General features: G+C 49.6%; 17 protein-coding genes and 1 other annotated feature. Of the genes, 7 read left to right on the top strand and 10 right to left on the bottom strand.

The features are described 5' to 3' along the window. Window positions 1–247: 247 nt before the first annotated feature. Together AB1L17_RS21630 and AB1L17_RS21625 are read right to left on the bottom strand one after the other, a co-directional pair. Complete coding sequence (locus AB1L17_RS21630; protein WP_412847069.1) at window positions 248–943, bottom strand: metal-dependent hydrolase; 696 nt, start codon at window positions 941–943, stop codon at window positions 248–250. Window positions 944–1,077: 134 nt separating this feature from the next. Further along, on the bottom strand, window positions 1,078–1,272 hold the full coding sequence (locus tag AB1L17_RS21625; RefSeq protein WP_412847070.1) for a hypothetical protein: 195 nt from the start codon (window positions 1,270–1,272) through the stop codon (window positions 1,078–1,080). A gap of 284 nt (window positions 1,273–1,556) precedes the next feature. Between AB1L17_RS21625 and AB1L17_RS21620 the strand changes: the two genes are divergently transcribed. From AB1L17_RS21620 to AB1L17_RS21595, 6 genes are all read left to right on the top strand, one after another. After that, window positions 1,557–2,144, top strand: coding sequence for a MerR family transcriptional regulator (locus AB1L17_RS21620; RefSeq protein ID WP_412847071.1), 588 nt, complete (start codon window positions 1,557–1,559; stop codon window positions 2,142–2,144). Window positions 2,145–2,400: 256 nt separating this feature from the next. Beyond that, window positions 2,401–3,414: a helical backbone metal receptor gene (locus AB1L17_RS21615; protein WP_412847072.1), complete on the top strand. Its 1,014-nt coding sequence runs from the start codon at window positions 2,401–2,403 to the stop codon at window positions 3,412–3,414. 12 nt (window positions 3,415–3,426) lie between these two features. After that, a complete protein-coding gene (locus AB1L17_RS21610) occupies window positions 3,427–4,422 on the top strand; it encodes a FecCD family ABC transporter permease (RefSeq protein ID WP_412847074.1) in 996 nt (331 codons plus the stop codon). A gap of 1 nt (window position 4,423) precedes the next feature. Continuing rightward, window positions 4,424–5,224: an ABC transporter ATP-binding protein gene (locus AB1L17_RS21605; protein WP_412847075.1), complete on the top strand. Its 801-nt coding sequence runs from the start codon at window positions 4,424–4,426 to the stop codon at window positions 5,222–5,224. Beyond that, a complete protein-coding gene (locus tag AB1L17_RS21600; RefSeq protein ID WP_412847076.1) occupies window positions 5,221–5,724 on the top strand; it encodes a HugZ family pyridoxamine 5'-phosphate oxidase in 504 nt (167 codons plus the stop codon). The genes AB1L17_RS21605 and AB1L17_RS21600 overlap by 4 nt, the downstream gene beginning before the upstream one ends. A 16-nt stretch (window positions 5,725–5,740) precedes the next feature. Beyond that, the gene (locus tag AB1L17_RS21595; RefSeq protein WP_412847077.1) at window positions 5,741–6,211 is read left to right on the top strand and encodes a DinB family protein; all 471 of its coding nucleotides are present in this window, start codon (window positions 5,741–5,743) and stop codon (window positions 6,209–6,211) included. A gap of 78 nt (window positions 6,212–6,289) precedes the next feature. Here AB1L17_RS21595 and AB1L17_RS21590 read toward each other — a convergent pair whose 3' ends face one another. The 7 genes from AB1L17_RS21590 to AB1L17_RS21560 form a co-directional block, all read right to left on the bottom strand. Continuing rightward, window positions 6,290–7,474 (bottom strand): M20 family metallopeptidase, encoded by a 1,185-nt coding sequence (locus tag AB1L17_RS21590; protein WP_412847078.1) that lies wholly within the window; start codon window positions 7,472–7,474, stop codon window positions 6,290–6,292. Between the two features lie 51 nt (window positions 7,475–7,525). Beyond that, on the bottom strand, window positions 7,526–8,749 hold the full coding sequence (locus AB1L17_RS21585) for a Zn-dependent hydrolase (RefSeq protein ID WP_412847079.1): 1,224 nt from the start codon (window positions 8,747–8,749) through the stop codon (window positions 7,526–7,528). A 101-nt stretch (window positions 8,750–8,850) separates the two neighbouring features. Then, entirely contained in the window at window positions 8,851–9,807 is a 957-nt protein-coding gene (locus AB1L17_RS21580; protein WP_412847080.1) for an aminoglycoside phosphotransferase family protein, read from the bottom strand. A gap of 138 nt (window positions 9,808–9,945) precedes the next feature. Then, window positions 9,946–11,532, bottom strand: a complete 1,587-nt coding sequence (locus AB1L17_RS21575; RefSeq protein ID WP_412847081.1) for a M4 family metallopeptidase — start codon at window positions 11,530–11,532, stop codon at window positions 9,946–9,948. A 157-nt stretch (window positions 11,533–11,689) separates the two neighbouring features. Continuing rightward, complete coding sequence (locus tag AB1L17_RS21570; protein ID WP_412847082.1) at window positions 11,690–13,012, bottom strand: helix-turn-helix domain-containing protein; 1,323 nt, start codon at window positions 13,010–13,012, stop codon at window positions 11,690–11,692. A gap of 45 nt (window positions 13,013–13,057) precedes the next feature. Next, on the bottom strand, window positions 13,058–13,594 hold the full coding sequence (locus AB1L17_RS21565; protein WP_412847083.1) for an HXXEE domain-containing protein: 537 nt from the start codon (window positions 13,592–13,594) through the stop codon (window positions 13,058–13,060). Between the two features lie 17 nt (window positions 13,595–13,611). Next, window positions 13,612–14,202: a TetR/AcrR family transcriptional regulator gene (locus AB1L17_RS21560; RefSeq protein WP_412847084.1), complete on the bottom strand. Its 591-nt coding sequence runs from the start codon at window positions 14,200–14,202 to the stop codon at window positions 13,612–13,614. Between the two features lie 131 nt (window positions 14,203–14,333). Continuing rightward, window positions 14,334–14,619: a binding site (T-box leader), on the top strand. Between the two features lie 138 nt (window positions 14,620–14,757). Between AB1L17_RS21560 and trpS the strand changes: the two genes are divergently transcribed. Next, window positions 14,758–15,744: a tryptophan--tRNA ligase gene (gene trpS, locus AB1L17_RS21555; RefSeq protein ID WP_412847085.1), complete on the top strand. Its 987-nt coding sequence runs from the start codon at window positions 14,758–14,760 to the stop codon at window positions 15,742–15,744. Between the two features lie 81 nt (window positions 15,745–15,825). Here trpS and AB1L17_RS21550 read toward each other — a convergent pair whose 3' ends face one another. After that, window positions 15,826–21,303, bottom strand: coding sequence for a DUF8508 domain-containing protein (locus AB1L17_RS21550; RefSeq protein ID WP_412847086.1), 5,478 nt, complete (start codon window positions 21,301–21,303; stop codon window positions 15,826–15,828). Window positions 21,304–21,332 lie beyond the last annotated feature (29 nt).

Here is a 21,332-nt window from a genome sequence, read left to right as displayed (position 1 = left end):
TTTATCTTAACATATATAAACCAAAAAATAATCCGGAAAACCTTGACGGAGTATTAGCTGGTTTTGCGTTTCCCCGCGAATCCCTTCGGAGCGGACAGTCCAATCCTCCCCGTGGGACGGAGCACTGAGCCTAGTCTGGAAATATTCTTCTCCCCACCGCAGCCACATAACAGAAACCACAATAAAAAAACCGCTAATCTTAACATCCGAAGATTAGCGGTGAAGATTAGCGGTCTTATGTATAGAGTTATGGCAAACGCAATGTCTCCCCTGGCTTCAATGCTTTGCCTCTGATGTCTTTCTCAGCCAGCTCGGCTACGAACGCTTCCCCATCCTGTTTGATCGGTGGGAACGTATCGTAATGAATCGGGACGACAAAATCTGCTTGCACCCACTCGGCAGCTACGAGCGCATCCTCTGGGCCCATTGTGAACACATCTCCGATCGGCAGGAACGCCAGATCGATATCATGACATTCTCCGATCAACTTCATGTCCCCGAACAATCCCGTATCCCCTGCGTGATAAATCGTTTTTCCACCCAGCTCGATAACGAAGCCGCCTGGCATACCCATGTACACGATTTGTTGCTCTTCATCCAGCACGACACCGGAGCTGTGGAACGCCTGTGTCATTTTTACCTTTCCGAATGGCAGCTTTACTGAGCCTCCCAGATTCATCGAGATGGTCTTCACTCCCTGCCACCCTAAATAGGTAGCCAGTTCATGGGTTGCAACGATGGTCGCATCGTTTTGCTTGGCCAACTCCACTGCATCGAGAATATGATCTTGGTGCCCGTGTGTCAGAAGGATGTACTGGACAGAGATGTCTTCCAGTTTGGTTGCTGCCACTGGGCTTCCAGAAATAAATGGATCAATCATGATCGAATGCCCTTCACTCGTTACCTGCACAGAAGAATGTCCGTGAAAACGGATATCTACCATAGTGGTACCCCCTCTTTTCCCAACGTTTTTTCATACCCTTCCATGTTACCATGCCGTGGGGTACAAAGAATAGGAAAGGCCGTCGATCACTCGACAGCCTCAAGAAATAACTCCTGCATTTCTACAGCCAATTGTTAGCAATCACCGTCATGTTCTGTAACGGCAACGATTTTCGAATTCCGAATAATGGTACGGTTGTTACCATTATGTTCACGCAGAATAATGGTGGACGATTTTACGTCTATCAATCTGCCGAAAAAAGTACCGTCCACAGTTTCAACCTTAACATTTTTACCTTCGAACTTTCTCACCTGGTCTCTGAATGCCATGGTCAATCCCTCCTTCTCTTGCATCCTATGTACATTTGGCATAGCCCTAATGAGCAAATGCGGAGTCAACGAGAAAATGTACTTGTACCCTTCCGTCATTTGTCCCCATGAACCTCGCGTTCTTCTCACCAACTTTGTCGTCTGATGGCAAAATCACGTCGAACTACCGTGCCCATTACGAACACTGTGAGATTTTGTCGCACGATTCCAAAAGGAAATCCATTTTCGCGTACAGAAACGGTATAGGAAGAGATGAGCGGACTTTTACAGAGGAGGGATATCCAATGGGTGAGGTTATCGAGTTATTGGCACGAGAAAGAACGTACAGTGGCAAAGACGTTGCGGGGCTGTTAGGAATTGGGGCAAGCACCTTGCGCAAGTGGAGCATGCTCTTGGAACAGCACGGCTACTGGTTTTTGCGGGATAGTCAGAATCGTCGGGAGTACAGACAGGTAGATATCGCGTGCCTTCAGCGGTTTTATAGCTTAACGAAGGATCAACTCATTCCCCAAGATGAGGCTGCCAGGATGGTTGCTACTCAAAGTTCGCCTGAGCCTGCCCGCAAGGAGACGGCCGTTGCCGTTGCATTCCCCCCTGTTTCACCACCAGCAATGAATAACGCTGCCATAGAAGAACTGGATGAGAAGCTGCATGTGCTGGCTGCCCATGTCCAGCAACAGGACGCCGCGTACTTAGCGCTGTTAGCACGTGTAGAAAAGCAGGAGACTTACATTACCAACAACCTGAAGGAACGTGACCGCCGCTTGACCAAAGCGATGAATGATATTATGGACGCCAAGATCGAGCTGGCCAAAATCAGGGACGCCGAACGAAAAACATCCATTTGGCAAAAGCTGTTTCGGATACACTAGTAGGATTTTCCATTCCCCCTTATCTGCCCGGGCGTCACGAACTCCCGATCCAGTGGCACCGGGCAGCCTTCGTTTAGGTCAGGGCCGCTTTCCTCCCCCAATGTGAATCTACTTTTTTTATTTTTCCGCTATATTCCTCCTGTTTTCGTCATATTTTCTATTCAAAATTCTTATTGATAATAGTAATCATTCTCTATATAATCATCCCAAAAGAGATTGATTCTCATTATCATACATATTCAGGAGGCTACTCACTTTGAAACACGCAGGATGGAAAACCGGGATGATTGCTTTGCTACTGACAAGCGTGGTCGGTTGCAGCAATTCTGCGTCCCCCGACCAAGCAGCCACACAACAATCCAGCACCACACAACAACAGACCACTAACACTCAGTCGGACTCGTCGACATCAAGCCAACAAGCCGCTAATACAATCAGCGTAGATGAAAAAAAAGCAGCACAACTCCTGGCCCAATTTAAAAATCACCCCACCAAAGTCGTGACCGTATCCGTAGCCATTACCGAGATATTGAACGAGCTGGGTGTCACTCCGGTTGGCGTACCGACGACGAGCAGCAAGCTGCCAGCAGCTCTCGACAATGTTCCACGGATCGGTACTTCTCACCAGCCTGATCTGGAGCAAGTCGCCAAGCTGCAGCCTGACGTCATTCTCGGTCCTACCTCGATCAAAGCGAGCATTGATAAAAAATTCAAGCCCGCCTCACTACCTACCGCGTACTTGCCCGTAGACTCACTCGATGAGCTCAAGCTGTCTACTGTCGTACTCGGACGTCTGTTCAAGCAGGAAGAAAAGGCGACGGCATTTCTCCAATCCATCGCGGATAAAGAAAAAACGATCATCGAAGGGATCAAAGGGAAAACCGCACCCAAAGTATTGTTCTTGTTCGGATCAGCTGAGGCCCTTATGGTCATGAATGAAAATACGTTTGTCGGTAGTCTCGCCCGCAATCTCGGAGCATCCAACGTCGCCGCTGACGTTCTGCATCAAACCGAAACATATGTACCGCTTAACATGGAATCGATTGTTGCTGCCAATCCTGATGTCATTTTACTAGTAGCGCATGGCGATCCAAGCGCGGTTACCAAAAAATTCGAAGAAGACGTGAAGAAAAACGGCGCTTGGGAAAAAATGAACGCATTCAAAAACGGCAAAATGAAGGCGCTCGATTACAGTACATTCGGGATCGCCTCTCTCGTAAAAGCACCGACCGCCTACGAAGAGCTCGCACAAATCCTGTATAACGAATAAGGAGTTTTTCCAGTGACCCCGAACATTCAGAACAGGAAGGCAGCTCTCTTGATGGCAGCTTGCATCATGCTGGCTGTAGCTGTACTGCTCTCCATTGGTCTGGGGAGCGTGCGCCTCTCTCTTTCCGAAACGATTGAGACAGTACTCGGGAACGGCGATGCCGCCAGTCAAACCATTCTGTGGGATATCCGGATTCCGCGTGTACTTCTCGCGCTTTTGATCGGAGCCAATCTCGCAGCTTCCGGTGCCCTGCTACAAGCTGTCATGCAAAACCCACTTGCCGATCCTGGCCTAACAGGCGTATCCAGCGGAGCAGCTGTAACGGTGTTGTTCATCATGCTGGTCATGCCTGACTATTCTTACTTGATCCCACTGGCTGCCATCATCGGCGGAGGCGTAGCAGCTGGCATGGTCTATTCCATGGCTTGGAAAAAGCAAGGCGGCTTAACACCCGTACGTATCATTTTATCTGGCGTGGCCGTCAATGCTGTCTTTGGCGGAGCAATTGGATTATTGTCCATATTGTACAGCGACAAGCTGCCGGGAGCACTGCAATGGATGAATGGCAGTCTGTCCGGTAAGGGCATGGGCGATGTCTTGGTAATGCTCCCCTACTCCATCGTCGGGTGGATTGCCGCTCTGTTATCGATCAGGCAAGCCAACATTTTACGCCTCGGAGAACAAGTCGCTCATAATTTAGGGCAAAACTTGCATCGACTGCGCCTCTCCCTTTCTATTATCGCGGTCTATCTGGCAGCCGTTTCCGTATCGACTGTCGGTCTTGTTGGATTTATCGGACTGGTCGTGCCGCATATGTCCCGCATGCTCGTCGGCTCTGATTATCGTCTGAGCTTGCCGTTTGGCCTCGTACTTGGCTCACTTGTATTGCTTGTTGCCGATACGTTTGGCAGAACGGCATTCGCTCCTTTGGAGATTCCTGCCGGGATTGTCATGGCAATCGTGGGAGGCCCTTATTTCCTTTACTTGATGCGAAAAGGGGGCTTGTGACATGCTACAGGTACAATCGTTGAAAATCAGCTACGGCCCAAAGACAATCGTCCATGACTTTTCCCTCGATATCCTAGAAGGTGAGGTTGTTTCGATTATCGGGCCAAACGGTTCAGGAAAATCGTCGATCCTCAAAGCCATTTCACGGCTGATCCCTTGTGAGGGCGGCCGCGTCTGTATTGCCGATCAAGATCTGAACAGCCTGAGTATGAAGCAAGTCTCTCGCATCATGTGCATGCTCTGTCAGTCCAACTCGTGCCCGTCAGACATAACCGTAGGAGAACTCGTCGGATATGGTCGCGTTCCCCATAAAAAATGGTATGAGCGATTGAGTGGCGAAGACTTTGAGATCGTCACATGGGCTCTGGAACAAACCGGTATGCTAAGCTACAAGGATCGCTACCTCGTCTCTCTGTCTGGCGGGGAAGCACAGCGCGCCTGGATCGCGATGGCTTTGGCTCAACGGCCGAAAATTTTGTTGCTCGATGAGCCGACTACGTATTTGGACATCGCCCATCAACTGGATGTTCTTGAACTGGTACGCAAGCTGAATCGGGATTTGAAGCTGACGGTTGTTATGGTGCTGCATGATTTGAACCACGCCAGCGCCTACAGCGATAAAATTTGTGTGATCAAAGACGGAAGTATGCGTGTTTTTGGAAAACCTCAAGATGTGCTTACGATGGAGCTGATTCGCAGCGTGTACGGTGTCGAAACCGAAATTCAGTACACACCAGACAGCGCCAGCCCCAGGATTCACATTCTGAAAAAAGCAAACAAAACAAGTGAGGTGCTCGTATGAAAGCGATGGATAAGGAAGCAATGAAGTCCCAGTACCAATCGTTTGCTGCGAACATGAAAACACTCATGTTAAGCACAGTCGACGAGCATGGAAAACCGTTTCTCTCCTATGCACCGTTCGTCAAATACGATGGAAAGTTCTACATCTACATTAGTAAAATTGCGAATCACTATCGCTACATGGAAGAAAATCCGGCAGTCGATGTCATGCTCATTGAAGACGAGTCGAAATCAACCAATCTATTCGCTCGGCAGCGCGCCCGTTTCGTGTGTTCGGCCCAGAATCTGGGTAATGCAGGTTACGATGAGATCTTTGAGCTGTTTGCACAGGTATTTGGAAAAAGCATGATGGATATGCTGCGCGGCCTTGATTTTTCCTTGTTCGAATTGACGCCGTCAGAGGGACGCTATGTAGCTGGCTTCGGTCAGGCTTATGACATCGACCTGACAGCCGATAAATTTGTCCATGTCAACCGAGATGGTCACACATCCAAAAAATAACGGAGGGACTTTATTCATGACCTATTCAACAGCATTGACGCTCTGGCTCACTATCCAGGAGCGGTTTCACAAAACGGCGAAAAGCTTGCCCGAACAAGATTTGAGTCTGAGCCTGGGCACAGCCTCCATCGGGTACATGCTGCGCCACAACGCCGAGGTCGAGTACATGTTTGCCGAATGGTTTTTCGGTCGGAGAATCCCGGCAGACGTGGAGCTTTTGACGAAAAACGGTCCTGTCGGCACCAAAGTTTCTTTTACAAATCTGCAAGAGCTCGCTGATTTCATGACCGCTTCCAACCAGTACTTGATCGATGCCATGCGTGATTTGCCACAGGAAGCGTGGCATACGCCTGTCGAGACGCCTTTGGGCTCTTCTACTCCATTAGAGGCATTGGGTCGCCTCATGTATCACACAGGCATTCATGCCGGACAAATTTCTCAAATCCAAAAAGCCTTTCAAAACAAAGAAAAAGAGCTCACACATTGAGCCGAAACTAGTGGTTACGCACACAAAAAGAGCTTCCCGTCTTCGGACAGGAAGCTCTTTAGCATGTATGCTCACTCGTTACATCACGATTTTTCTTGCCGCATTCACGAACATTTTCACGCCGACTTCGAGTGCATCCTCGTCAATCGTAAAGCGTGGATGGTGGTGTGGATACGTGATACCTTTTTCTTTGTTACCGGCAGCGACGTAGAAGAAGCAGCCTGGCGCTTTTTGCTGGAAGGCAGAGAAATCCTCGCCACCCATAGTTGGACGCATATGCTCCACCCATTCTGCTCCCAGCGATTCTACGACGACCTCTTCCATCAATTTCGTTACATCGGCATCGTTAATGACGGGACGATAGCCGAATTCGTACTTGAATTGGTATTCCGCACCGTGCGCTTCCGTAATGCCTTTGATCACGCGCTCCATCAGTCCTGGAACAGACTCGCGCAGATCTTTGTCAAAGCTGCGGACAGTCCCGCATATCTCTACGGTCCCTGGAATGACATTGTGTGTCGTCCCGCCCACAAATTGTGTGACAGAAAGAACCAGATTATCGAGTGGATCGGCATTGCGGGATACGACGTGCTGGAGATTGGTAACCACTTGTGCCGCAATCGCGATGCTATCGATCGTTTCATGCGGGAGGGCCGCATGTCCGCCTTTTCCAAGAACGGTGATCCAGAACGTATCAGGAGCTGCCATCATTGGACCTGGGCAGATACCCACTGTCCCTAACTCCATGGTCGCCCACAGATGCGTACCAATGACCATGTCTACGTCGTCCATGACGCCTGCCTGTACCATTTCCTCTGCACCGCCGGGGAATACTTCCTCCGCGTGTTGAAAAAGAAAACGAACCTCTCCCTTGATCTGGTCCTTCATCCCGGACAGCAGCTTTGCCGTACCTAGCAGCATGGAAGTATGCCCGTCGTGTCCGCACGCATGCATGACTCCAGGATTTTTGGATACGAATTCGAATGTGTTCTCTTCGGTAATCGGCAATGCGTCCATGTCTGCGCGCATAGCGAGCACTTTTCCGGGCTCGGAGCCGATCAGTCTGGCCATCACACTGTTTTTCGTCGGTCTCGTTACTTCCAGATTGCCAAAGGTAAGCAGTGTCTCGTATACAAACTGTGCTGTTTTTTCTTCATGAAAGGATAATTCAGGATTCTCGTGCAAATACCGTCTCCATGCGACTACCTGATCCTTGATTTCTTCGACTGCCTTATTAAGCGTTACCACTGCTGTTGCTGTCATCGCCGCTCTCCTCCTGATTTACGTGGCTCCCCCACTTACTAACTCTTATGCCTATTTCGCCAATGATAAGACGGTGCGGTACAGTACTTGCGCTCCGTTCGCACAATCCTCTTTTGTCGTGAACTCTGCCGGGTTGTGGCTAATGCCATCCTTGGAACGAGCGAAGATCATTCCAACCGGGCAAAGATCAACCAGCTGCATGCAATCATGCCCTGCGCCACTCGGCAGTCTAAATGCCTCCAAGCCTTCTGCCTCGCACGCTTCTGCTACAGCGTTCTGGATATCGTCCGAGCATACAGCAGGAGCTATGCGTTGCAGCAGCTCTACTTTCAATGTCACGTTACGTTCAGCGCAGATGGATTTTGCCCGATCGTAGATGCGCTGTTCGACTTCATCGCGGATCGCTTCGTCGACATCACGCAAGTCGAGCGAAAACTCGACTCGCCCCGGAATGACATTCACTCCGCCAGGAAACGCTTGCAGCCTGCCGACCGTCCCTACACTGGTTCCCGTACGTCCCGCTTCTTCCTCGATGACAAGCATCACCTGAGCGGCTGCTGCCATCGGATCACGGCGCAAATTCATCGGCGTTGCCCCGGCATGACCGGCTTCTCCCTCCAGCACGAAGTTCAACCAGAGTGGACCCGCCACTCCTGTCACGATTCCGACCGATAGCCCACGACTCTCCAGTACCTTGCCCTGCTCAATATGTAGTTCTACATACGCCTTCACACTGCCGGGAGTTCTCGCTGCAAGACTGGTGCTGTCCGGATCTATGCCGCTTTGGCGCATCGCTTCGGCAATCGTGACCCCATTCTTGTCCGCTTGTTCCAGCTCTTCACGCTTGATCAGACCCGCGATGCCGCGACTGCCGATCATCCCGTAACCAAAACGCGTTCCTTCTTCATCCGTGAACGCGATGACTTCAATCGGATGCTCTGTTTCGATCCCCTGCTCCTGCATCGTCTGTAAAATTTCTACGCCTGCCAGTACGCCAAGCGGCCCGTCATAATCGCCGCCATTTGGTACGGAGTCGATATGCGAGCCAACCAAAACGACTGGAGCAGCAGGATTTTTCCCATCTTTTCGCCCAATCAGGTTCCCGACCGCATCTTCGCGAACACAGAGACCTGCCTCCTTCATAAAACCTGCAACGAGGTCTTTTGCCGCTCGTTCTTCAGGCGTAAACGACAGCCGTGTAATACCGCCTGCCTCTTGCTTTCCAATGTTGCCAAGCTGTTCCAAGCGATCCCACAATCGATCCGAATTGATCATGACGCGCCACTCCTCCTTCTATGCAGAGCCAATAACGGTTGATTTACGGTTATGTCCTTAATTATATAATAGTCTGTCTATTTTGAAAAGACGAATGTCCATTACCCTACATCCTGTACCTCCATTTCTTTCAATTCTTTCTTTAGATAGCCTATTGTCTCTAGCCGATCTTGTTCCTCTTGCTCGTCAAACAAGAGTTGCTCTAGCAGTTCACCTATATCTTCCAAAGTACGTCGGGTCTGATAGAACGCTAACGCTGTTGGATTGATCTCGTAATTTGCATGTGTTTCCCGATAGATAGCCATAAACTCCTCAAAATAAGGCATATCTACCAAAAACATAAGATTTGCTTCTACCGGGGCCAGCTTCAAGCCTTCCCAATCAATGAGAATGAGTCGCTGATCGGATTGCATCATATTCCAGTTATGAAGATCGGTGTGGCAGAGTCTCATTTTGATCTCACTGCCTCGTAATTGCTCTGCAATCATCTCCAAATGACAGATGCGGTCAGCCAGTCTTTTTACATTTAGTCTCACGATTTCATTCACATCTTCAGGAAGACGGTGGATATCTTCCTTCAGCATTGTTCTTAATGGTTCAGCAAATGGAAGGCTGAAATCTTCCTTGATCGCCTCTGTATTTAGCGGGATTTCTTCCCCGTAAAGATGCAGCTCCGATACGATTGCTGAAAGCTGACGAATTTGCATCGTATCTAGCTCTTGGTTCCCGATCGTTTTCCCTTCCATGTATTCAAAGAGCTGATAGATACCCATATCATCTTCATGCTTATACGCTGCGTTTCTTGTCAGAAGCGGAACTGGAATTTTGCCTTGTAGTCTAGTATGGCGTGAAAGCCACTGGATAATAGGAACATACTTGTCGATCAGCGCTGTCCACTTGGGCGTAGATGCTCTACTTTTTTCATAGACCTTCAAGAAATAGGAGTCTTGGTCGCTGATGACTTTATAAGCAAGCGCGGACCATCCCCCCTGCTGAGGGATAACATCAGTAGCATCTACATCATAGTGGTGTCTTAAGAGGGTTTTGAATTGATCCATGAGGTTCTCCTTTCCTAGTCATTCACACACGTGATTAATTACCACCAACATACAAAAAATTGCCTTGCCCCACAATAGGAGCAAAGCAATTTTTCAAATAGTATGACAAATATTTCGGATGACGAAATAGATTATTGATTATTGCACGCCAATTGCATCATAAGCATCGGTCACAGACTGAACCTGCTGGGAATTAGCTCCGAACAGCACTGTCGCGGATTGAATTGCTGCTTGTCGCATAGCGGAGAAGTTAGAGTTTGGATTGAGGTAGTTTGTAAGCGCGTAGTAATAGATTTTTGCCGTGTCATTGCGGCCGATACCTGTGACAGATACACCATGGTGTGAGCCACCCTCTGCGAGGAGATATGCGGCTTTGTTGTTGATTCCGCTGTTAATGTGTACGCCACCGTTGTCATTTGGCCCTGTGTATCGATCGCTGTAGTGGTCGGGATCGCCAGCCACTGTCGGATCTTCGAGAGAGCGCAGTGCATCTCCAGGCGTTCCTGGTGTGTATACATCTTCGCCCATCAGCCAATCATCGTTGTCAATCATTGCCCCGAAGATGTCAGACATGGATTCATTTAACGCACCGGACTCGTTTTGATAGATTAGATTGGCTGTTTTTTCTGTAACGGCATGTGTCAGCTCATGAGCGACGACATCCAGGCCAGCAGACAGTGGACGGAATACGCTTCCATCTCCATCCCCGTACACCATTTGCACACCGTTCCAGAATGCATTGTTGTAGTTGCTGCCGTAATGGACAGTAGAAATTATTTTTGCACCCTTGTTGTCAAAGCTGTTGCGGTTATGTGCGCTTTTGAAGTAATCGTAGGTTGTCTGTGCATAGGCATGTGCGTCAACGAGTGCTCCATCTGTCCAATTGTTATCCGTGTCAGCGCCAAGAGTGCCAGGGAGGGTGTATCTGTTGCGTGCATTGTACGTCTCAATTCCTTTTCCGCGCGTCGTATCTTTCGCCGTATAGTTGGTATTGCTTACTTTCGTTACTTCAAAAGACTTGGAGTCACCCAGTACACCCGTACCTGTTCCTGTAATTTCTTTGAGCATATTGTATTTGTTGATTACATCACCAGAATGTGCATCGATGAAATACTTCCAACGACCTGGTACTGGATCGAGGAAATTCAGTTCCACTTCGTACGCCAAATACGATTCATCTTCGTGGATGTAGACGTAGAGATTTCCTTTTGGCTTCACCTCGAACTTCTCTACTTCTTCGTCGATCTCATCCTCCAAATCCTTGATAGCCTCTTTGACTGCCTTATCTGCCTTGAGCTTTGGCTTTTTCGTCAGCTTCTCATTGTCTGACAGGTCAGGCGCGTAGTTTCCGAGGAAGGCCGTTACGTTTCCATCCTCATTTACGTGAATGGTCTGCTGATAACCATAGACCGGGATGCCCTCGTACATTTCTTGTACGCGGTAGTGAGTCATGTCTGTCTTTCTGTTTTTCACTTCATCAAGCACTTTAAAGTGGTCTCTCACATCTCCATCAATGCGGAAGGAATCTTGGTACTGCTCCAGGAATCCCCAAACTTTGTCTTCGCCATCCAGATCCTCTGCCTCGAACTCTTCTCCGATAAATTCGGGGGTATCCCACTCAGCACTGTAGACGATGCTTTCGGATTCAGCCTGCGCAGCCAGCGGCAGGAAGGTGGACGTACCCAATGCGAAGCTGAGTGTTACTGCAAAAACAGATTTTTTCATGCTTTCTAATTCCTCCTTGGTAAAAAATGGTTTTTATGTAAGTTCATAGTTGTTTATATTTCTTATTATTTGTTATTTATTTGAATTTGAGAACTATTTTTTAACGACAAAAAAATCATTTCCCGAAAGAAATGATTAATTGGTAAATTTATTACATTCATGGTTGCCATACGATCCGATACACCTTGCGTGGTCTGCCCCGCGGGTGCGGGTTCTCTTCCCTGATCACCTGTGCGAGTCCCTTTGACTCTAGTTCAATCAGGATGCGTCTGGCACTTCTCGGCAAAATTTGCAGATGGGAAGCCAATTCGTGGGCATGAATTTCTTGTGAGCCCCGCTTTTTCAGGATGGAGTCGAGCTTTGCCAGCGTCATGACACTGAGTGAGGTCAGCTGGCTGAGCGCTTGCAGCTTCTCTGAGTCGTACCGATACGTGAGCTGTTCGTCGCGTCCGAGCGGCCCTACAATGCTTTTGTCGTCAAAAAAGACCATCCAGTTGCCTGTCCCGCGCTCTTTGGCGTGCAACAGAGCCGCGCCACCATGGATTTCCGCTTCATAGGCGGTCTTGCCGATCCCGATTCCGCACGTCACCAGGTCAGCGCGAATGCCGAACATCCCTTCCAAATCGGGCATAGTCGCATAGTCGCGAGTCACTTCCTGCAGATTTCCCCGCGTAGTAAAAATGACGTAGCGTCCGGGACCTGCTGTTTTTAACGAGCCTTGCAAATGCTTCGCGTAGCGCAACAGCTTTTCCATCGTCTTGATCTCGGCATTCTGCCATTCATCCGTGGAAAAGTTGCCACGAGCAAGCTCGCGAAACGGATCGATCTCCATCATTTGCACGGCGATTTGGGTATCTTTGAAATGGAGCATTTCATGCGTTCGCAGTAGCATGTGAATGACAGCTAGCACTCCTGCACGAGTCGGCACGATCCGATGTACAGGGACACCTCGACGCGTCAGCTCCACATCCGCCGTCCGCAAACAGGTGACTGCTGCCTTCGTCTTCCCTTCCTTCCAGAGCTGCTCATGGTAATCCGCCAGTTCCTCCGCTGATATGGCTCCTTCATAGTACTTGAGCCATTTGTAGCCACCCGCGATTCCCGCTTCGTCCAGAAAATGCTCCAGTTCTTCTGGCGAAAAAGTATCAAAGCTCACCTCATCAACCCGGATTCCCAGCTGATGGGACAAATGGAGCAAGGTTCTGTACAAGCTCGCGCCGAGATGAGGCACGTAAGCCATCGGCACCTGGACCTTGCCTGATTCGCTAGCCATAGCGTAAGGGACCTGACCGGAGAAAAGCCACATATCCACCTCGTCCACATGTGGCAGAAGCAAATCGATTATCTCTTCTTCTCGCCAATATACGATGGGCACATATTCGATTTCGGGAAACTCTCGCATGACTGATTCGATGATGGCAAGTGAATCATCCGCGCCTATGACGCCTAGTCGCAGCTTCAACAAAACTCCCTCTTTCACACCAATCTCTTCCTACTAGGATAGCATACTCACACTCTCTTTTTCTCATCGGGGGATCAGTTTACCTGCTGCCTCTCCAATCCGATGGGCCATGTACAAAACAGGGATGATCAACAAGCTGTAGGGCAACGTGCTCCAAATCATCGGCCACGTAACCAGCCCTGCCTCAAGCAAGCGAAAATAAGTATACAAACTATAGGGCAAAACAAGCGCTACTGCCGTCACCACTCCAGGTGTATACGTGCGAAGGACAACTGTATGACCGACATGCATGAAGACATGAAGAAACATGACGTGCAGACAGACCAGAAAAAACGGGAGATACGTTCCCGTCGAGAATGTTGTGACAGTCAGGATGACAGCCGCTGATAAAACAGCAAAAATACAAGAGACAGCGACGGCAAATTGCGCCGTGTTCATCGCAAACGAAGGCTCCATCAGCTTCATAAGCCGTGCTGGTACGGTCTGTCTGATCAACTCTTTCTTCGCTCGCACCCAGCCTTCTACCATCACGATCTCCTCAAAATCATGAAACATGAAAACCACTAAAAACAGCCATATCAGATGTGACAGCTCCAGCATGCTGCACCCTCCTCCTCCTATTCGTTTGACTGCAAAATTCCAAATGCCAAAAAAGATACCGCGGCGTCCGCAAGCTGCTCCGCTGTTTTTTCGCCCGTCAGCAAATACCGCGACGTCAGACGGTCTACCACCGCTATCATTGCTTCTGCCGCCACCTCCACAGACAAGTCTGTACGAACGTGACCAGCAGCCTGATTTTGCCGCAGATTGACTGCGACCATAGAAGCCAGCTTGCGATACAGCGCTTCGCCCTCTTCTGCCTGATACAGCACGATCCGGGTCAAGTCAGGCTGTTCTTGAAAAAACCGGAACAAGGAGAGAAGGTTTTCCCGTACCTGTCCAAAGACGTTTCCCGTCGTTAAGGCCGTCACCTTTTGACCACTGTCCGCCAGTTCTTGCAGCCTGGCAACAAACGTGCTTGTCAGCTGCTGATACAAGCCTTCCTTGCTATCGAAATACTGGTAAAAGGAAGCCTGTGTCAAGCCTGCTGCGCTCACGATGTCACTCACCCGCGTGCGATGAAAGCCTTTCTCTGCGAATTCAGAAGCTGCCGCCGTAAGTAGCCGACTGCGACTCAGCTCTCCTTTTGACAATTTGCTACTGGTCATCATTTCACCCCGAAAGTAACTCTATAGTTATATAACTACTGAGTTACTTTTACAACTTTTGGATTTTCTTGTCAATACCTACTTGCTTTTCTGTTCCACTCTATGTAAAATGTTTGCTCAAAGGGTATCATTTGATGGCAATGAGGAAGAAGAGTAGTCATTTTTCGAGACTTCAGAGAGCTGATGGTTGGTGCGAATCAGTGTTAAGGGAATGATGAATGGGCTTCCGAGCTCCAAACCGAACCCGCTCTTATGGCGGCAGTAGGCTTTGGCGTTACGTCCGTACGTTACAATGGACACCGTATCTACACCGCTTATGCACGCTATTGCGGACGGTACGGAATAAAGAGATTTTGCGCAAGAAATCGTTCTTGCGTGAAATAACAAGGGTGGCACCACGGTTCATTCGTCCCTGTCCAGGGCGGATGGACCTTTTTGTATTTTAAAGCGGATGTTCAAAAAATCGACTTTTGATCACGAAGTAGTCCTGAAAAGTCGACTTTTTGAACTCAACTTTTTAAACTCGCATCTAACATTGAAAGGAGCAACCTTCTCATGAAAACCATTTTTTCCGGCATTCAACCGAGCGGCATCCTGACACTCGGCAACTACTTGGGCGCGATGAAGCACTTCGTTCCGCTTCAAGATCAGTTCAACTGCTTTTACTGCATCGTAGACCAACACGCGATCACCGTACCACAGGAGCCTGCTGTCCTGCGCGAAAACATTCGTCGTCTCGCGGCTCTCTATTTGTCGGTTGGCCTCGATCCGAACAAAATGACATTGTTCGTCCAATCCGAAGTACCTGCCCATGCCAAGCTCGGCTGGATTATGCTGTGTACCTCCTACTTAGGCGAATTGGAGCGTATGACCCAATTCAAGGACAAATCCGATGGTCGCGGCGAATCCATTCCAGGCGGTCTCTTGGCTTATCCTCCATTGATGGCTGCAGATATTTTGCTGTATGGCACTGATTTCGTCCCTGTGGGCGAGGACCAGAAGCAGCACCTGGAGCTGACTCGTGATTTAGCCACTCGTTTTAACAACCGTTATGGCGACATTTTCACCATTCCAGAGGTTCGCCTGCCGGAGACTGGCGCACGTATCATGTCTCTTGCTGAAGGCACCAAGAAAATGAGCAAATCCGATCCAAACCAAGGCGCATTCATCTCCATGCTGGATGATGCGGACACCATCACGAAAAAAATCAAGCGCGCGCAAACGGATTCCGACAGCGTTGTGCGTTATGACAAAGCAGAAAAGCCTGCGGTGTCCAACCTCATGACCATCTACTCACTCTGCTCCGGCAAAACGCTGGAAGAGATCGAGGCGATGTACGAGGGCAAGGGCTACGGCGCATTCAAAACCGAGCTGGCTGAGGTCGTTGTAGAAACACTGCGTCCGATTCAAGAACGCTTCGAGCAGCTGTTCCACTCCTCCGAGCTGGATGATATCCTGACTGCCGGGGCAGAGAAAGCGAATAAAGTCGCGAATGAAATGCTGCATAAAGTTGAAAAAGCGATGGGTATGGCACGTATTTAATCTATTGCCAAAACAAAAAACGGGCTGGGGAGCTTCTCCCAACCCGTTTTTCACATGTACCGTGTCTAGATCCTACTTGAATTAGTCTTTTGTGACAAAAACGCTCACCTTTGCCGTTTTACCGCCATACGTGATTGTAATAGTCACTTTGGTTCGTGGCTCTGCGTCATCGGAGACGAAGACACGTCCTGTCTCGTCTACCTCTACCTGTTCAGGCTTACTCGATTCATACTCGATTCCTTCTGCTTGGGTAACGTCTTCGGTAGTCCCATCTTCGAATTTAGCCTGAACCTCGAGCTCATCATCCTCTCCCTGCTCCAGCCTTAGTGATTTCGGTTTGACCTCGATTGATTTAACCGCTGCATTCCCAGCATCACCGACAACATAGGAATCCGCTGCGTATACGGTAAAGGTCGCCAGCTTTTCTTCTTTTGTCACCTTGATCAGCTTGCCTTTTCCCCCTGTAACTGGTTTCCACGAGTTGCCTCGGTACGAGTAGACCTGCAGCTTCTCACTTGCTCCATCAGCAATCGGCAGACCGAGCGTAAAGCCCGTTTTTCCTAGGCTATTCAGCTTCTTATCATTGTTCCACGCTTTCAATTGATAAGCTTCCCCTGGATTCGGCACGCCTTTATAGCCGTCCCCTTTTACTTCGTTCAGTGAGAGAGCGAACTGTTTTGCACGCTCATCAACAAAGTAGTCACCGGGCACTTCTACCCATGCTCCGTCTGATAACGTTAACCGAATCCCTACCTCTTTTTTCTTCAGCAACTCTACTAGCTTCTGATCCAAAATCACCGTTGGGTCATCGGATTCCTTCTTGTGAGAACGTGCTTCCTTCGAGCCATGATCGCTTTTTTCTATTTGTATGAATAGCACCGGGGAGAAGCCGACCTTTTCTTTCACTGGCTCGATCGCTTCCATGAATTCACCAAGTATGTGAAGTAATTCTTCCACTTGCTCATCTGATGATTTGATCTCATCTCCATCATCGATGACTACTGTGCCCGCCTCTTTCAAAAGTGCTTCTGCCAATAAACGGACATGCTTGGCTACATCCTTAGACATATCTTCTTCATCGAGCTGCTCCAGTGTCGTTTTCGCCAAACTGGTCAATGAAGCAAGTCCCAAACGGGCAAGCTCCTCATCCTTGATTCCGTCCTTCACAAGAGGATCAAACGCTTCTTCCAAAAAGCTCTTGATTACATCGTTTAGCGTCTCTTCGCTAATGGCATCTTCCTCGGTCTGCTCGGCTACCGCTGCGAGTACGGTCGTGATCGTATGCGAAACCGTTTCCCATTTCTCAGCTGATGTCCATTGTTCCGACTCGAGCAATTTTTCAAGACTGCTGAGCACCTGACCTACCTGGTCCAGAATGATTTTCTCTTCGGTACTTGATGAGATGATCTGTTCTGCTTGTTTGTTTAACTGTCGTTGTGTGTCTGGGGTTGGGGTTGGTATCGTCTCCGGCTTAGCTGGAACCTGTGCGGTCAATACTTGGGTCACTGCTGTCGATTGATCTGATGTGCGCGTGATCTCCAGAATCAGGTCTACATTCGTCTGACGTTGGGGCGGTGTAATCTTGCCGTCCAATGCGATGACATCTCGATCACTGGACGACTTGATCGCAATGGTGAAGCCTGTAGGTACTTCTGGCAGCGTCAAGCGTGTAGCACCTGCTGTTGGCTGTGCGAGCTGCGTGATGCTTTCTGCCACCGCTTGTGCTGTTTTTTCCGGCTCGCCCCGATCCTTCAGGTCTAACTGCACAAGGACAGGGTTATGATCGCTTACACGTCCCTCGCTCTCGGTCAACCCTGCGTTGATGTGGACGATATCGACCTTTGTGTCATCCTCCAGATGGTTGCTGACCAAGATTTGATCCAAGACTTGTGAGTTCCCTTGGTACACATACGTATACTGCTGCCCCTTCGGCAGTTTCTCCACCATATTGATCAAAACGCCATCTGCCAAAGTCTGCACCGGATTGGAAAACGGAAAATCGTTGAGATCGCCCAGCACGACGACATTTGCTTTCGCTTCCGCCGCATGGATGTCTTTCACAAAGTCATTCAAGACACGGGCTATTTTCATTCGTTGGACCTCGCTCACCAGCTGTGGCGGCTGATCTTTTCCAAACAGCGCTTGATCTCCACCCTTGGAATTGAAATGGTTGGCGATCACAATGACAGGCTCTCCCTGGAAAATAAACTCCGCTGCCAGCGGCTTACGGCTCGAAGCAAACGCCTCGTTGGTTGGATCAACCCGTCCCGGATTGTGCGAGAGATGCGCTACGCCATCTCGTGTCTCGATTTGCACCGAATCAGTTGCGCCTCCCGCCGTTCCTTCTGCCAGCTGTACCCGATCTGGGTTGTAGAAGAAGCCGACACGAATGTTACCTCCTGACTGTCCGCCATCTTGACCGTTTTCTGGCGCGATGTCGGTGTATCGATAGGTAGGGCCATTTTTATTTTCAATGGCTTTGATCAATGCGTCCGCTGACTGAGTAGCATCCGTTTCCCCGTCATTCGTCGGACCATTGTTGTCCTGCATTTCCACCACACCAATAATATCTGGCCCCTTCATGTTTTCCACGATTGTCTCTGCGATGCGAGAGATTTTGGCGGAATCGGTCTTGGCAGAGAAATTCTCGATGTTGTACGTTGCGATCGTCAGCTTGTCCTCTTTTGGAGAAATACTGGTCACTGGCGGCTCATAATGGCTTGCCTGAACGGTAAAAGGACTCGTATGGAACAGCTTGTAATTCGCAAAGCTGTAGTCAATGATGCCTACCAGCGGTCCATCAAATTTGTCGCCGACTTTCACCTCTCCGGTAATCGATTCGAGTTTGTCCGATACCGTGATACGTTCTGGGTGAAAATTATCGGCTTCCAGCAACACACCGCCGGCTGGGGTACGCGGCTGATTCGGATGGGCTTGATCATCCATGACGACAAATTCCGTTGCGGGTGGATTGGTAAACTTCTTGATTTCGCCGACCACGATCGGATTGTTGATTTGCACCAGCATACCCTCGAGACTCTCCCAGAAATCAATGCCATCTTGATCTGGATCGAATTTGCCCAGACTGTCGTTGTCGATGATGCCTTTTGGATATTCATAGTTGTCTTTGCCCAGGATGAGTGGGTCAGGCAGTGATTGGCCGGGCTTGGTGATGGTGTACGAGGTCGCATCAATTTGCGTCTGGGTGAGGTCTGTTCCCGCCCTGCTCGATTGTACGTACTCCTTGACGATGCCAGTTACAGCTACTTCATCGCCCGGATTGACCGCTGCTTTTGGCTCGTATACGTAAATACCTTCAGAGGTAAAAGGATCTGCATCCGGAATCGGGTCTTGCATATAAAAGCCTTGTACGCCGCTGTTTCCTCTAACGATAGCCGTTACGATTCCTGGTACACCTGTTACCGTTCCATCTGCCATCGCTGATCGGTGCGATGTGCCTTGAATGTCATGAATGCGGACATTATCCTTTTGGATGATATAACGGTATGTCGCTACATTGCTGTCTGTATAGCCATCCTTAACCGCTATGGCTGAAAGGGTCGTATCCACATCAATCTGGATCGGTCCCGTGTACGTCGTGCTTTCTCTGCTCGGTGTCAAACCATCTGTCGTATAGTAGATCACGGCATCAGCCATCGTCGTTGAGAGTGTCACTTTTGTTCCCTGTGTCACCGTAGGACCTGCTGGGCTCGCTGTGACCATCGGAACTTTATACTCGTCCTCTACGAGATCAGCCTCTGTCCGCGGCACCAGCTTGTAAACATTGCGATCATAATTCACCACGCCTGTAATAGCCACATAGCTTTTGCTTATTGGGAGAGGAAGCGTGGCAGCAGGACGAGACACAAACGTACCGTGCTGATCCTCCAGAGTATAGTTACCGCTCGATACTGATTTGACAGTTACCACCTTCACCGTCACCAGCTTGCCTTCCAGAGCCTCCCCTGTTGCCGCGGCAAAATCAGTGGAAGTCACGATTTGCGGGCTAGGCACTCCTGCTTGCTTTTGCACGATTTCTACTTGATCGGTGAGCGCTTCGAGCTGTGCCAATCCGAAATAGTCACTCATTTTTCCGGTAGCACGAATCTTGTCTCCCACTTCTATTTTGCCAGTCAATGCTGGCGCGCGAAGCACGAGCCCTGCGGTATCATCTTGGAAATACACGTTGTTTTGACCGCCCGCCTCAAACATCGCCGTCACGGTTCCGACGACGCTCACGTTTGTTCCTACCGGTGCGGTTCTTGCTTCGGCAATGGTAGTCGAGCCTACCTCTGACTTGGTAACGCTGACTCCCGGGCTCTCAAACGACTTGCCGTATTCCCCAGCTGTTTGCTGCGTGACGAGAATATGATCCAGCTGGTCGATGTTTGAAATCGTAAAAGAAAATGAGCCATCGGCCTGTGCCGTTCCTGTTTCTTTGTTACTGAGCATGAGTGGTTGTTTTTGCGGATCATATGCGCGCAGTATCGCTTTTCCTGCTGCTGCACCTGCTTCCCCTCGCAGCTCACCCACACCGTTCACTGCTTGCAGACTGACCCTTTCCTGCACCAAGGCTGAACTGACTACCGCTGGTCTCAGCTCAATACTGGCGCTCTCCTTCTTACTCGCTTCCGTTGCTGTGAGATAGACTCCCTGTGCATTTGGATCAGGATTCGCAAAAGTCAGCTCGACCTGCCCACTGGCATCCGAATCTTGCTGTGTCAAAGGTGTTTCGCTACCTGATCCTGTAGGCTGACTGGCATAAACCTTAATGGTTCGCCCCGGACCGACGTAGCCGCGAATGGTTGCTTGGATAGGATCGGTATGATCAAAGATAAGTTCAGTAGGGTTCAGCTTGTCGGTCACGTCTGTTGATAGCGGCGGTTCAACGGGGCTTTGCGTGTTTTTCGGAGTTGGTGCCCCTGTAATAAAATCGTCGCCGTTGTTATTCGTATCCCAGCCATTTCCTCCATTTGGTACCATACCGCTGGCGTCGCTTATGCGTTGGGCGCTGGTCGAGTTTGAAGTAGCTGGTGCAGGTGAAGAACCCTCATGTGTAGTCGCTCCACCGTAACCGACCATATCTACAACACCTGATTGAGAGGATACATCCGTCCCAGTTAAGGACGTAGTATGGCTGACCAGTGCGACCTTTCCTTGTGTTCCTGACATTGCAAGCGTTCCAGTGGCTTCAGGAGCAGGGAGGTCTGCTACACCACCCGTTCCTGCTGCCTGCTGGATCAAGTAAAACCCGTAAGGAGCTATGCTTCCTGTCAAATTCGTCTGGTTCCAGCTGGTTCCCGTAGCAGAAGCATACTGCACAGACCACCCACCAAGCGAAACAGCAGTATCTGTCGGGTTGTACAGTTCAATGAAATCATTTTTGAAATGGGCGCCAGAATTTCCCCCACCTCCATAGACCTCACTGATGACCACATGATCCGCCCGCGCGGCTTTTACCTGCGGCACCCACCCAGTCGGTAAAACAGCTCCCATCGAGACCGCAGCAATTAGCGCCAGCTTAGGCAATCGGGAAGAGCTCACTCTTTTTTTCAGCATCCTCGCATCATTCCTCCTCACTATCATTC

The organism is Brevibacillus jepli (genome assembly GCF_047229145.1).
GTDB lineage: Bacteria > Bacillota > Bacilli > Brevibacillales > Brevibacillaceae > Brevibacillus.
The sequence above is the reverse complement of the archived record's forward strand: the minus strand, read 5'-3'. Positions and strand labels throughout refer to the sequence as shown.